This window comes from Cupriavidus metallidurans CH34 (genome assembly GCF_000196015.1).
GTDB classification, from domain to species: Bacteria; Pseudomonadota; Gammaproteobacteria; order Burkholderiales; family Burkholderiaceae; genus Cupriavidus; species Cupriavidus metallidurans.
Map to the genome: position 1 here is coordinate 1,520,898 of NC_007973.1, position 13,144 is coordinate 1,534,041.

General features: G+C 64.6%; 11 protein-coding genes. All 11 read left to right on the forward strand.

Translation table 11 applies throughout. The features are described 5' to 3' along the window. The first annotated feature begins 2 nt into the window (after positions 1 to 2). Positions 3 to 1,559 (forward strand): glutathione ABC transporter substrate-binding protein GsiB, encoded by a 1,557-nt coding sequence (gene gsiB / locus RMET_RS07095; RefSeq protein ID WP_011516164.1) that lies wholly within the window; start codon positions 3 to 5, stop codon positions 1,557 to 1,559. A gap of 216 nt (positions 1,560 to 1,775) precedes the next feature. After that, the gene (gene gsiC, locus RMET_RS07100) at positions 1,776 to 2,696 is read left to right on the forward strand and encodes a glutathione ABC transporter permease GsiC (protein WP_008649095.1); all 921 of its coding nucleotides are present in this window, start codon (positions 1,776 to 1,778) and stop codon (positions 2,694 to 2,696) included. Positions 2,697 to 2,706: 10 nt separating this feature from the next. Continuing rightward, positions 2,707 to 3,609: a glutathione ABC transporter permease GsiD gene (gene gsiD, locus RMET_RS07105; protein WP_011516165.1), complete on the forward strand. Its 903-nt coding sequence runs from the start codon at positions 2,707 to 2,709 to the stop codon at positions 3,607 to 3,609. Further along, entirely contained in the window at positions 3,609 to 4,667 is a 1,059-nt protein-coding gene (locus tag RMET_RS07110; protein WP_011516166.1) for a DmpA family aminopeptidase, read from the forward strand. Before gsiD ends, RMET_RS07110 begins: the two co-directional genes overlap by 1 nt. Then, positions 4,664 to 5,491: a M55 family metallopeptidase gene (locus tag RMET_RS07115; protein WP_011516167.1), complete on the forward strand. Its 828-nt coding sequence runs from the start codon at positions 4,664 to 4,666 to the stop codon at positions 5,489 to 5,491. Before RMET_RS07110 ends, RMET_RS07115 begins: the two co-directional genes overlap by 4 nt. 87 nt (positions 5,492 to 5,578) lie before the next feature. After that, entirely contained in the window at positions 5,579 to 6,316 is a 738-nt protein-coding gene (locus RMET_RS07120) for a hypothetical protein (RefSeq protein ID WP_011516168.1), read from the forward strand. A 72-nt stretch (positions 6,317 to 6,388) separates the two neighbouring features. Beyond that, the gene (locus RMET_RS07125; protein WP_011516169.1) at positions 6,389 to 7,474 is read left to right on the forward strand and encodes a M14 family metallopeptidase; all 1,086 of its coding nucleotides are present in this window, start codon (positions 6,389 to 6,391) and stop codon (positions 7,472 to 7,474) included. Positions 7,475 to 7,806: 332 nt separating this feature from the next. Next, positions 7,807 to 10,632, forward strand: a complete 2,826-nt coding sequence (locus tag RMET_RS07130; protein WP_011516170.1) for a xanthine dehydrogenase family protein molybdopterin-binding subunit — start codon at positions 7,807 to 7,809, stop codon at positions 10,630 to 10,632. Further along, positions 10,629 to 11,183 (forward strand): (2Fe-2S)-binding protein, encoded by a 555-nt coding sequence (locus RMET_RS07135; protein WP_008649088.1) that lies wholly within the window; start codon positions 10,629 to 10,631, stop codon positions 11,181 to 11,183. Before RMET_RS07130 ends, RMET_RS07135 begins: the two co-directional genes overlap by 4 nt. Next, positions 11,180 to 12,445, forward strand: a complete 1,266-nt coding sequence (locus RMET_RS07140; protein ID WP_011516171.1) for a cytochrome c — start codon at positions 11,180 to 11,182, stop codon at positions 12,443 to 12,445. The genes RMET_RS07135 and RMET_RS07140 overlap by 4 nt, the downstream gene beginning before the upstream one ends. 314 nt (positions 12,446 to 12,759) lie before the next feature. Then, positions 12,760 to 13,023, forward strand: coding sequence for an RcnB family protein (locus RMET_RS07145; RefSeq protein ID WP_369799881.1), 264 nt, complete (start codon positions 12,760 to 12,762; stop codon positions 13,021 to 13,023). Positions 13,024 to 13,144 lie beyond the last annotated feature (121 nt).

The window sequence follows — 13,144 nt, forward strand, 5'->3', positions numbered from 1 at the left end:
AGATGTCTGACCGCAAGGTTTCGTTCCGCCTGATGGCCGGCGCCACCGCAGTGGGCGCCATGGGCATGATGGCCGCCGCGCCGGCATTCGCCGCCAAGGACGCGGTGATGGCCGTGTACTCCACCTTCACCACGCTGGACCCGTACGACGCGAACGACACGTTGTCGCAGGCGGCGGTGAAGTCGTTCTACCAGGGCCTGTTCGGCTTCGACAAGGACATGAAGCTGGTCAACGTGCTGGCCGAGAGCTACGACGTCAGCAAGGATGGCCTGGTCTACACGATCAAGCTCAAGAAGGGCGTGAAATTCCACGACGGCACCACGTTCGACGCGACCGCGGTCAAGGCCAATCTGGACCGCGTGACCGATCCGGCCAACAAGCTCAAGCGCTACACGCTGTTCAACCGTGTGGCCAAGACCGACGTGGTGGACCCGAACACGGTGCGAATCACGCTCAAGGAGCCGTTCTCGCCGTTCATCAACGTGCTGGCCCACCCGTCGGCGGTGATGATCAGCCCGACCGCGCTGAAGAAGTACGGCAAGGAGATTGCCTTCCACCCCGTGGGCACCGGACCGTTCGAGTTCGTGGAATGGAAGCAGACCGATTACCTGAAGGGCAAGAAGTTCGCGGGCTACTGGAAGACCGGCTATCCGAAGATCGACACGATCACCTGGAAGCCTGTGGTCGACAACAACACGCGCTCGGCCGTGATGCAGACCGGCGAGGCCGACTTCGCGTTCAGCATTCCGTTCGAGCAGGCCGCGGTGCTCAAGGCCAGCCCGAAGGTGGACCTGATCGACGGGCCGTCGATCATCCAGCGCTACCTGTCGCTGAACACGATGGTCAAGCCGTTCAACGACCCCAAGGTGCGCCAGGCGATCAACTACGCGATCAACAAGGAGGCGCTGGCCAAGGTGGCGTTCGCCGGCTACGCCGTACCGTCGGCCGGCGTGGTGCCACCGGGCGTGGATTACGCCGAGAAGCTGGGCCCATGGCCGTACAACCCGGCCAAGGCGCGCGAGCTGCTCAAGGAAGCCGGCTACCCGAACGGCTTCGAGACGACGCTGTGGTCGGCCTATAACCACACCACCGCGCAGAAGGTGATCCAGTTCGTGCAGCAGCAGCTGCAACAGGTGGGCATCAAGGCGCAGGTGCTGGCACTGGAAGCTGGCCAGCGCGTGGAACGCGTGGAGTCCGTGGCCAAGCCCGAGGACGCCGGCGTGCGCATGTACTACGTGGGCTGGTCGTCGTCGACCGGTGAGTCGGACTGGGCGCTGCGTCCGCTGCTGGCTTCGGAAGCGATGCCGCCGAAGCTGCTGAACACGGCCTACTACAAGAACGACCAGGTCGATGCCGATATCGCCAACGCGCTGCGCACGACCGATCGCGCCGAGAAGGCCAAGCTCTACAAGGACGCCCAGGAACAAATCTGGAAGGACGCGCCGTGGGCCTTCCTGGTGACCGAGAAGGTGCTGTACGCGCGTTCGAAGCGCCTGACTGGTGCCTACGTGATGCCCGACGGCTCGTTCAACTTCGACGAGATCGATATCAAGCAGTAAGCGGTTGACATGTCTTCGGTGTTTGCCCCTCTCCCATGCATGGTGAGAGGGGGAGTACCGCAGTAGAGCAGTAGAGCAGTAGAGCAGTAAGAGTGGTTGCAAGTCGCGGTATCGCAGTACTTATAACAAGCTGTATGCAGTAAGCCGTGTGGCTGCCTGCCCGTATACGCGGGGTTGAGGGCGGGCGGCCGGCGGTCCTCAATTTTCCGTTGCCTGATGCTGAACTACTTCCTTAAACGACTTCTGGGCGTGATACCCACCATGCTGATCGTGGCGGTGTTGGTATTCCTGTTCGTCCATCTGCTGCCCGGCGATCCGGCGCGGCTGGCCGCGGGCCCGGAGGCCGACGCGGACACCGTGGAACTGGTGCGCAAGGATCTCGGGCTCGATCGCCCGATGCCGGAGCAGTTCGTGCGTTACTTCTCGAACGCCCTGCGGGGGGACTTCGGTACCTCGCTGCGCACCAAGCGACCCGTTTCGGAAGAAATCGGCGACCGCTTCCTGCCCACGCTGTACCTGACGATCGCGTCGATGGTCTGGGCCGTCATCTTCGGCATGACCATCGGCATCTGCTCGGCCGTGTGGCGGAATCAGTGGCCGGACCGCCTGGGCATGACGCTGGCGGTGTCGGGTATCTCGTTCCCGGCCTTCGCGCTGGGGATGCTGCTGATGGAAGTGTTTTCGGTGCAGCTTGGCTGGCTGCCGTCGATCGGCGCCGATAGCTGGAAGCACTACATCCTGCCGTCGCTGACGCTCGGCGCGGCCGTGGCCGCCGTGATGGCGCGATTCACGCGCGCATCGTTCATCGAGGTGCTGCAGGAGGACTTCGTCCGTACCGCACGCGCCAAGGGCGTGCGCGAGACCGTGGTCGTGATCAAGCATACGCTGCGCAACGCAATGATTCCCGTCGTGACGATGATGGGCCTGCAGTTCGGCTTTCTGCTGGGCGGCTCGATCCTCGTCGAGAAGGTGTTCAACTGGCCCGGCCTCGGCCGCCTGTTGGTGGATGCCGTGGAGATGCGTGACTACCCGGTGATCCAGGCCGAGGTGCTGCTGTTCTCGCTCGAATTCATCCTGATCAACCTGGTGGTGGACGTGCTGTACACCGTGATCAACCCCACCATCCGCTATAAATAAGGAGGCTGGCATGTCCGATATTTCCACGCCCGCCGCTCCCGAGGCCGCCAGCGTCCCGGAGGCCGTCCGCACGCCCTGGACCGAGTTCTGGCGCAAGTTCCGCAAGCAGCATCTCGCGCTGGCCGCCGGCGCGTTCGTGCTGCTGCTGGTGGTGGTCGCGATTCTGGCGCCGCACATCGTCCCGTACGACCCCGAGAACTTCTTCGACTACGACGCGCTCAACGCAGGCCCGTCGGCTGCGCACTGGATGGGCGTTGACTCGCTCGGGCGCGACATCTTCAGCCGCATCCTGGCCGGTACGCGCATTTCGCTGGCGGCCGGCTTCTTCTCGGTGATCATCGGCGCGGTCATCGGCACGGTGCTGGGCCTGCTGGCCGGCTACTACGAGGGCTGGTGGGACCGCATCGTCACGCGCATCTGTGACGTGCTGTTCGCGTTTCCGGGCATCCTGCTTGCGATCGCCATCGTCGCGATCCTGGGCAATGGCATGGTCAACGTGATCTTCGCAGTGGCGGTGTTCAGCATTCCAGCCTTCGCGCGCCTTGTGCGGGGCAACACGCTGATGCTCAAGCGGCTCACGTACGTGGAAGCGGCACGCAGCATTGGCGCATCCGACTGGACGATCCTGATGCGGCATATCCTGCCCGGTACCGTGTCGTCGATCGTGGTGTACTTCTCGATGCGGATCGGCACGTCGATTATCACGGCGGCTGGCCTGTCGTTCCTGGGCCTTGGCGCGCAACCGCCCACGCCCGAGTGGGGCGCGATGCTGAACGAGGCGCGCGCTGACATGGTGACCGCGCCCCACGTGGCGATTTTCCCGAGCCTGGCGATCTTCCTGACCGTGCTGGCGTTCAACCTGCTGGGCGATGGCCTGCGCGATGCGCTCGATCCGAAGATCGACCGGCGTTGATGGCACCTTCAGCACGCATTGAACACAAGTCGAGCACGATGATGGATATCCCCGTGATTGGCACGTTGCCGGTGGGCCCTCGCAATGCGATTACCGACGTGGCTGGCGTGACCGTCGGCCACTGCACGCTGGCCGACGGGGCTTGCCAGACCGGGGTGACGGTGATTCGCCCGCACGCGGGCAATGTCTACCGCGAGAAGGTGCCCGCAGCGGCCACCGTGCTGAACGGATTCGGCAAGAGCATCGGCCTGGTGCAGGTCGACGAACTCGGCGTGATGGAAACGCCGATCGCGCTGACCAACACCTTCTCTGTTGGCGCACTGGCACAGGCGCAGATCCGCGCGGCCATTGCCGAGAACCCCGAGATCGGCCGCGCCTGGCCCACCGTCAATCCGCTCGTGTTCGAGTGCAATGATGGCTATCTGAACGACATTCAGGCGATGGCGGTCCAGGGGATGCACTACGACAGCGCCCTGGCGGCCGCGAGCGTGGATGTCGCGCAAGGCGCGGTGGGCGCGGGGCGGGGCATGTCATCGTTCGGCGTCAAGGGTGGTATCGGCACCGCATCCCGCATAGCGGGCGGCTACACGGTTGGCGCGCTGGTGTTGTCGAACTTCGGCACACCGGATTCCCTGATCTACGGCGGCAGGCTGCTGGGCGCGGCGCTGGCTGGCCAACTGAGGCAGGAGATCGTCCCGGAGAAGGGATCGATCATCATGATCGTGGCCACCGATGCACCGCTCGACGCGCGGCAGCTTGGCCGGCTTTCGCTGCGCGCCGGCGCGGGGCTGGCGCGAACCGGTTCCGTATTTGGCCATGGCTCTGGCGATATCGCGCTAGCGTTCTCGACGGCGTACACCGTGCCACATCTGGCCGACGTACCGATGCCGGCCGTGCAGATGGTGCATGAAACACGGCTCGACCCGCTGTTTCGCGCCGCTGCTGACAGCGTGGAGCAGGCCATCGTCAATGCGCTCTGGCATGGCGAAACCGTTCATGGCCGCGATGGGCACACCCGGCGGGCACTACGCGAACTGTTGCAGGAACTGATGGCATGAAGATTCTGGTTTCCACGGACATCGAAGGCGTGGCCGGCGTATTCCACGCCGAGCAAACACGCGCGGGGAATGGAGAGTACGAACGCGCGCGTGCCTGGATGACGGCCGAAGCCAATGCCGCCGTGCAGGGCGCATTTGCGGGTGGCGCCACCGAGGTGTTGGTCAACGATTCGCACGGGGGCTTCCGCAACCTGCTGCCGGATCAGATCGACCCGCGCGCGCAACTGGTGCTGGGCAAGCCGCGCTATCTGAGCATGATGGCTGGCGTCGAGCAGGATTGCGACGGCGTGTTCATGATCGGCTATCACGGCCGGGCGCAGAGCCGTGGCGTGCTGGCCCATACGATCAACAGCGGCGCGTTCGCGCGCGTCTGGCTCAACGGGCTGGAGCTGGGCGAGGCGGGCATCTACGCCGCATTGGCCGGCGAGTTCGGCGTGCCGGTGATGCTGGCCAGCGGCGATGACGTCTTCATCGCGGAAACGCAGCCGCTGATGCCTTGGGTGCGCTACGTGCAGACCAAGGCCGCAGGCGGGCAGGGCAGTGGCACCTCGTTGTCGCCCGCTGCCGCTCGTGAAGCGATCGCAGTGGCCGCCGAGTCCGTGACGCGCGATGCGATCGTCCAAGCCAAGGCACGTTGCTTCGAACTGCCTGGGCCGGTGAGTTGCCGCCTGCAGACAACGACCACCGCCCACGCCGACCTGTTCTGCCAATGGCCCGAGTTCGAACGGGTCGACGGTGTCACGCTGACATTCACGGGGCCAACCGTGCAGGCTGTGGTGCGGATGCTGAACTGCTGCTCGGCGATGTCGTTCATGCTGAAGTAGTTGTTTTCCCCGTTTTCCCGCAACGCGGGAGAACGGAGCGAAAACAGTGGGACAATAGCGCCCGTTCCCGATTTCGCCCGACTTCCAATGACCCATCCGACGCACGGGAGCTGGACGCCCGTTCGCAAGGACTTCGTCGATCCGGCCAGCACGCGATGCCATGCGCGCAACGCGAAAGGCGGCCGCCACCACGGTTTTCCCGAGGGGCACGCCTATATCCTGCGCGGCCCGGATGGCCACGAGTACCCATTCGGCCCGGAATGCGCGCGCGAGGTGCTGGCCGTGCCCGAGGCGCTGGATCAGATCCCGGACTATACCGAGCGCGATGCGGTGAAGCGGATCGACGCCGATCTGCCCGCGCCGGTGAGGCGCAAGCCCTCGGCGGCCGAACTGGAGCTGGCGCGCCGCAATGCGGCCACGCGCTATGTGGTGCTGCGCATGGAGAAAGTGGCTGCCGTGCCGCGCGTGCAGCCGACAGTCCTGTTCCCCGCGCTCGATGAGCTTTATCAGCGGATCGCCACTGGCGGCACGCTCACGAACGCGCAGGTGCAACGCGTGCTGGCGATCGAACGCAGCAAGGCCACGCCGCCCAAGCTCAAGAGCACGAACCTGCTCGACGTCTATACGGCGCACGTCAAGCTCGAGTGGCTGATCGCGGGGGCAAACCGCGTGGATCAGATACGTTTCCTGCGCAGCCTGCATGACTGGCTGGCCAGACATCTGGTGCTGTCCGCCGCGCAGATTGCCGCTGCCGGCATCGTGATGCACCCGCACGCGTTCCGCAGCGCCTGGCCGTCCGAGGGCGGTCCGGCGGAGCTGTTCTGACGTTCGCTGGATAAAAACGCCGGATTGGCGTTACATTGAGGGCATCCCCACTCGGCCCAGGCCATTCCCGCCATGCCTGCCAGTCAGACTGCGCGCTACTTCGCACGCAGCTATGCCGAAGCCCGCCAGAAATTCCTGGCGGCCGCCCGCGCATGTGGTGCGGCGCTGACCGAGTTTCCCCACCCCACTGAAACAGGCAACGAGGGCGAGGCCCTGGCGATGGACGTCGCCTGGGTCGGGGCCGCCGATGCGTCGCGCGTGCTGCTGGTGACGTCCGGCACGCACGGCGCCGAAGGGTTCTGCGGATCGGGCACGCAGGTGGCGATGCTTGCCGACACGGGGCTGCATTCGGACTGCCACCGCGCCGGCTGCGCGCTGATGTTCATCCACGCGGTCAATCCCTATGGCTTTTCCCACCTGCGCCGTGTCAACGAGGACAACGTCGACCTGAACCGCAATTTCGCGGACTTCGAACGGCCACTGCCGGCCAATCCGGCCTATGCCGAGATTGCCCCGATGCTGCTGCCGAGCCAGTGGCCGCCGTCGTGCGACGAACACACCGCGCTGATGAAGCGGGTGACGGAGCGGGGCATGGGCTGGTTCCAGGCGGCGATCAGCGCCGGACAGTATCAGGACCCGGATGGCATGTTCTTCGGCGGTCAGCAGGCAACGTGGAGCAACTACACGCTACGGCGCATCCTGGCCCGCTTTGGCGCCGGACGGACCACTTTGCGATGGGTCGATGTGCACACGGGGCTGGGACCGTGGGGCTATGGCGAAGCGATCTACATGGGGCCCGACGAGGCGCGCCAGTTGAACAAGACGCGGGCCATCTGGGGCGGCAGCGTGACGTCGATCTACGACGGCTCGTCGACATCGGCCAACCTGACCGGGCTCGCGTGGGCGGCTGTGCCGCAGACGCTGCCGACGATTGACTACGCAGGCATCGCCCTGGAGTTCGGCACGCTGCCGTTGCCCGAGGTGCTCGATGCGTTGCGTGGCGACCATTGGCTGCATGTGCATCCTGAAGCGGACGAGAACCAGCGCGCACTGATCAAGCAGGCCGTGTGGCGTGCCTTTTATGGCGATTCGGACGAATGGCGCGATGGCGTGGTGGCCCAGGTGACCGACGCGGTGCGCAAGGGAATCGGCGCGTAGCGGCTCATGCCGATAGGCGGCGGTTCGTAATCGACTCATCTTTCGACTACCTTTCAACGACCATACGGAAGCGCTGATAGTCGTTATTGATCGTGCCCGGTTGAGACGTGGGGCGGGATGGCGAGACAATCGCCCGGGCGTGCCGGTATCGCCTGGTCGATGCCGCGCGCCATGACAGCACAGTAAGAAGAACAGGCGTCGTTGCCCAGCCCCACATCCTCAGCCGCACGCAAGCGAGAGCGCGTCGGCATCTCCCGCGTGGTTCGTGATCCGCGCCGGTCGAATGGACCGGCTGGCAGCGTTCGCCCGTCGCACTCCTCGAGAGAATCTCCATGCCCAGTTTCAATCCATCGCGCCGCACGTTCCTGAAGACGAGCGTCGTGGCCGGGGTATCGGTTTGCATCGTGCCCCTCGCGGACAAGGCGGCTCTGGCCGCGTTGTTCGAAGAGAAGCATCTGACGCCGGTGCAAACCGATCCCGCCACCGGCGCGCCACGCTTCCGTGTGGATGGCATCGCCAAGGTCAACGGCGAAAAAGTCTTCGCACGCGATATCCGCGCACGCGATATGCCACACTGGCCCGCGCAGCAATCGCACGCCTTCATCGTGCGCACGACCCGTGCGGACCGTACCTTCGACGGCATCGACCTGAGCCTGCTCGGCGATGAGCTGAAGCCCGACGTTGTGGTGACGGCCGCCGACCTGGAGCGCGACGGCGTGACGTTCCCGAAGTTCTACGGCGACGACATGCTGCTGCCTGTAGGCAAGACCCCGGCGTATCTCGGCCATGCGGTGGCTATCCTGATTTATCACGACTTCGCGCGCTTCCGCTTTGCCAAGGACAAGCTCAAGTATCGCGACGAGGTCGTGCGCTATGGCGCCCAGACTGGCGCGCTTGAACGCGATCCCTGGGGCACGTTCCGTTTCGTGCGCGTGGGCGGCGCCACGCCGTTCGACGACGACGTGTTCTCAAGCCTGAAGTTCGCGCCGGTGTTCCCCAGTGCGATGCGCAAGCACCAGCCCGTTTGGCCGGACGGCAAGGATCATGGGCAGGTGGGCGAGCAGGGTATGGCCCATGCGAAGTCGATCCGCGACGAACTGGCGAATCCGCCGGCCAACTGGCTCGTGCTGGATCGCGAGTACAACACGCAGTCGATCGATACCGCCGCGCTCGAGGCCGATAACGCCAACTGCTGGTACGACCGCGACAACCAGACGCTGCACATGGTGGTGCCAACGCAGGCGCCGTCGGAGGTGGGCGAATCGACCGCGGAAATGCTGGCGCGCTGCAAGTCCGCGTTTCCGGTGAAGCAGGTGGTCCTGCATCCGACCTACACGGTGGGCTACGGCTCGAAGGATCACTACAACTTCCCGTTCTACGGTCTGGTAACGGCGCTCTATGCCGGCAGCAAACCCGTGCGGCTGGCCAACGACCGCTACGAGCAGTTCCAGACCGCGCTCAAGCGCCACGCGTTCAAGATGCACTACCGCATCGCGGTGGACAAGGAAACCGGACTGCTCCAGTCGTTCCAGGGCGACTTCGAGGCCAACGGTGGTGGCCGTATGAATTTCTCGCCGTCCGTGGCCATGGTCGGCGCGACGGCGGCGCAGTCAATCTATTACTTCCCAAAGAACGATCTCGCCACGGTGGCCATTGCCTCCCGTGCGATCGACGCCGGTTCCGCGCGCGGGTACGGCACGCTGCAAAGCATGGCGGCGACCGAGATGATGATTGACGAGTTCGCCGAGCAGTTGAAACTCGATCCGATCGAGTTCCGGCTGAAGAACGCGCTGCGCTCCGGCATGAAGAACACGCAGGGCGCGATTCCCGCCGGGGCCATTCGCGTGGATGAAGTACTGGAAGCGTCGCGCAAGCATCCGCTGTGGACCAATCGCGCGAAGAAGAAGGCCGAGTACGAGACCGCGCATCCGGGTCATCGCTATGGCGTGGGCTTTGCCTGTGTGCAGAAGGACTTCGGCACGGGCGCGGAGACATCGTTCGCGCGTGTCGAGATCGATGCCGAAGGCCGTATCGCGCTGTACCACTCAGGCGCGGAAATCGGCACCGGCATGTCGACGTCGCAGGCCTCCGCGGTGTCACGCTGGCTGAGCCGCGCGGCTACGGACGTGCGGACGTCGATTACCGAGTGGCCGGACCTGCCTGTCACGACCAGTGGCGATCCCTACCTGATGAGCCAGGCGGATCAGGACAAGCTCTCGCAGAATCCGCGCTGGTCCCCGGGCTACGCGTCGCCATCCAGCGCGACGAACTCGGCCTATTACTTCACGCACAGCACGCGCGAAGCGGCCCGCGTGGTCTTCATGCATGGACTGTGGCCGGCGGCGATGGCGATCTGGAGCCAGGGCATCGGCGGCGGCCAGGCGGCATCGCTGGTGGTGCGTGTGGAGGATGCCCGCTGGGTTGATGGCAAACTCAGCGCCGGCGGCCTGCAGGCGCTGCCATACGAACAGCTCGTCAAGAAGGCGCACGAACTGGGGCTGGTCACCGGCGCCACGGTGCACGTGTTCAATCGCTGGCAGTGGACCGAAGCCGATTTCGTCGTCAACGGCCAGGCCGTGCGGATTCCGGTGGATGGTTTGTCGGTGCGCATGGGTGCGGGCGATGCCAACGGCAAGCGCACGACCAATGGCTATGACGTGCTTGATCGACGCAAGGTCTATATCGCGCCGGTCCAGCGCAACAATGCGTCCGTGACGTACTACAGCGCGGTTGGCACGCTGGTCGAGCTGTCGGTGCACGAGGCCAGCGGCAAGGTCAGCCTGCTGACGCACCATTCGATCATGGAGTGCGGCTCGCAACTGTCGCCCGCACTGGTGTCGGGTCAGTTGCAGGGCGGCATCGCGATGGGCATCGGCCACGCGCTGCACGAGTTCCTGCCGCTCTACGAGGATGGCCCCGGCAACGGCACGTGGAATTTCAACCGCTATCACCTGCCCCGTGCCAGCGACGTGGCTGTATGGACGCAGACCGGAACCGTGCTGCCGCCCATCTCCGACACCGACCCGCCCAAGGGTATTGCCGAGGTGGTGATGATTCCGGTGGTGGGTGCCATCGTCAACGGTATCGCCCACGCCATTGGGCACCGCTTCACCGATTTGCCGGTCACGGCCGAAAAGATCCAGGAGGTACTGGCATGATCGCCACGCAAGCATTGTCCATGAACATCAACGGCAAGGACGTCGGCCCGCTCGAGGTGCCCGTCGGCCTGATGATGATCGATTTCCTGCACGAGTACGTGAACCTGACCGGCTCGCGGCTGGGGTGCGGGCAGGGCGTCTGCCACGCCTGCGTGGCGATTCTCGACCACCCGGACGGCACGAGCGAAACCATTCGCACCTGCATCACTGGCGCGCATTTCTTCCAGGGCAAGCGCGTCCGCACCGTGGAAGGCCATGGCAAGCGCAACGACAAGGGCGAGGTCGTCGAGATGACGCCAGTGCAGCAGGCTTTCCTCAAGCACTTCAGCTTCCAGTGCGGCTACTGCACGCCTGGGTTCGTCAATGGTGCGACCGTGCTCGTGGAAAAGCTCAAGCGTGAGCCGGTAGCGGCGGACAAGGTCGAGCAGACCATCATGTCGTCCATGGACGAGCACATCTGCCGCTGCACGGGCTATGTGCGCTACTACGAGGCCATCAAGGACGTGGTCACCAGCACGCCGGGGCTGGTGAAGGGGAAGGGCGCGCAATGACGACAATCCGATGGATTTCCGCGCTGGCCGCTGGCTCGGCGCTACTGCTTGCCGGATGCGGATCGGGCAGTTCCGATGTGCCTCAGGCCGCCGACCTGGCGCCGGCCACGAAGCTGACCCCGGCCCAGCAGATCGAGCGTGGCCGCTACCTCGTGCGCGCGGCCGATTGCGCGGCCTGTCATACGGCACCGAACGGCGCGCCGTTCGCGGGCGGCGTGGAACTGGCTTCGCCGTTCGGCAAGTTCTACGGCACCAATATCACGCCGGACAAGGACCATGGCATCGGCAAATGGAGCGCCGCCGATTTCTACAAGGCGCTTCATGATGGCGTGGCGCCCGACAAGCATCTGTATCCGGCGATGCCGTACACCTCGTACCGGGGTCTGTCGCGTACCGATACCGATGCGATGTACGCCTACCTGATGCAGCTCAAGCCGATGGCGGTGCAGAATCGCGAGCCAGAATTGGGCTTTCCGTACAACCAGCGTTTTGCCATGGCAGGCTGGAACCTGCTGTTCCGCAAGGATGCGTTGCCCGATGCATCGAAGGGCGAGTCGCCGGTGTGGATACGCGGCCGCTACCTGACCAACGCGCTCGGTCACTGCGCCGAGTGCCACACGCCACGTGGCAAGTTCGGACAGATGGATGGTGGCCGTCCGCTGACTGGTTCGGCGTTGGCTCGGGTCGGGGCTCCCGATATCTCGCCGGCCGGGCTGGCGGCGCGCGGATGGACCGCGGCGGACCTGCAGACGTTCTTCTCCACCGGCATCGCGCCCCAAGGCTCAGCCTACGGCGAGATGTTTCCCGTGGTGCATCTGAGTAGCCGTTACCTGAATGCCGCCGATGTCGGCGCGATGTCCACCTACCTGCTCGGTGACAAGCCGCCGGTACCGCAACCGCTGAAGCCGGCTAACGCCGACGCGGGCGCCATGGCCACGGGCCGGCAGCACTATCTGGCGGTCTGCGCGGGGTGCCACGGACGCGAAGGCGAAGGCAAGCCTCACGTCGCGGTGGCGATGCTTGGCAATTCGACGGTGCGTAATGCGGATCCGCGCAACCTGATCGTGTCGATGCTTGACGGCATTGAGCGCCAGGACTTCCCGGGGCTGGAGAGCATGCAGGATATGCCGGGCTTCGCCACGCGCATGAACGATGCCGAGCTGGCGGCGCTCGCCAACTACCTGCGGGCCAGCTACGGCGGCCAGCCGGCCGATGTGACGGCTGACTCGGTCAAGGTACTGCGCGAGACGCCGAGTCATTGACGTCGCACGGCATCTGAACCGTCACCGCGCATCATCGAGGTCGGTGGATCGCCCGCTCTTTCACCATGTGGGAGAGCGGGGAGAATTCGCGTGTTTCATGACCGTAAAGTGGTATTTGCGGCACCCAGAGTGCGGCAGAACTACCGTTTTCCCCACAGTTGTTACTAAGCTTCAAGAGGATTGCCCGACTCTGGAGCAGTTCTTGTGTTCCATCTGTGGAGATCACGATGAAAACGAGGATGTTAATACCCATCGCCGTGGCAGCCGCCGGTATGCTGGCGGCGCCTTTTGCCCTTGCTCAGCACTCTGGTTCCATGAAGTCTTCTGGCTCGATGTCGTCATCGCCATCGTCATCGGGCACGGCGCCGATGGGTGCGGCATCGCCGTATACGCCTCAGAAGTGGAACAAGGGTGACAAGTTGCCAGCCGAGTTCCGTGACCGGCAGTACGTCATCGACAAGTACAAGGAATACAACCTTCCGGCGCCAAAGAAGGGCTACCACTGGGTGGGTATCGGTGCTGACTATTACCAGGTGTCGTCCAATGGGACGGTGTACTCGGTTGGGCCCGGAGGCTGATTGGCCGTTGCGGCCGTTGCTTTTCCGAGCTTGAGATGTGAAAAGCGCCGTGAGTGATCACGGCGCTTTTTTTGCCTGGAATCTTGCGTTTGGGGATGACTACCGGGGCCGCCCAGTCGCA

Bases quoted from the DNA above. Each gene is read 5' to 3' on its own strand.
- RMET_RS07130 (WP_011516170.1), top strand. From the start codon at position 7,807: ATGCCCAGTTTCAATCCATCGCGCCGCACGTTCCTGAAGACGAGCGTC.
- RMET_RS07120 (WP_011516168.1), top strand. From the start codon at position 5,579: ATGACCCATCCGACGCACGGGAGCTGGACGCCCGTTCGCAAGGACTTC.
- RMET_RS07145 (WP_369799881.1), top strand. From the start codon at position 12,760: ATGAAGTCTTCTGGCTCGATGTCGTCATCGCCATCGTCATCGGGCACG.
- RMET_RS07115 (WP_011516167.1), top strand. From the start codon at position 4,664: ATGAAGATTCTGGTTTCCACGGACATCGAAGGCGTGGCCGGCGTATTC.
- gsiB (WP_011516164.1), top strand. From the start codon at position 3: ATGTCTGACCGCAAGGTTTCGTTCCGCCTGATGGCCGGCGCCACCGCA.
- gsiD (WP_011516165.1), top strand. From the start codon at position 2,707: ATGTCCGATATTTCCACGCCCGCCGCTCCCGAGGCCGCCAGCGTCCCG.
- RMET_RS07110 (WP_011516166.1), top strand. From the start codon at position 3,609: ATGGCACCTTCAGCACGCATTGAACACAAGTCGAGCACGATGATGGAT.
- gsiC (WP_008649095.1), top strand. From the start codon at position 1,776: ATGCTGAACTACTTCCTTAAACGACTTCTGGGCGTGATACCCACCATG.
- RMET_RS07135 (WP_008649088.1), top strand. From the start codon at position 10,629: ATGATCGCCACGCAAGCATTGTCCATGAACATCAACGGCAAGGACGTC.
- RMET_RS07140 (WP_011516171.1), top strand. From the start codon at position 11,180: ATGACGACAATCCGATGGATTTCCGCGCTGGCCGCTGGCTCGGCGCTA.
- RMET_RS07125 (WP_011516169.1), top strand. From the start codon at position 6,389: ATGCCTGCCAGTCAGACTGCGCGCTACTTCGCACGCAGCTATGCCGAA.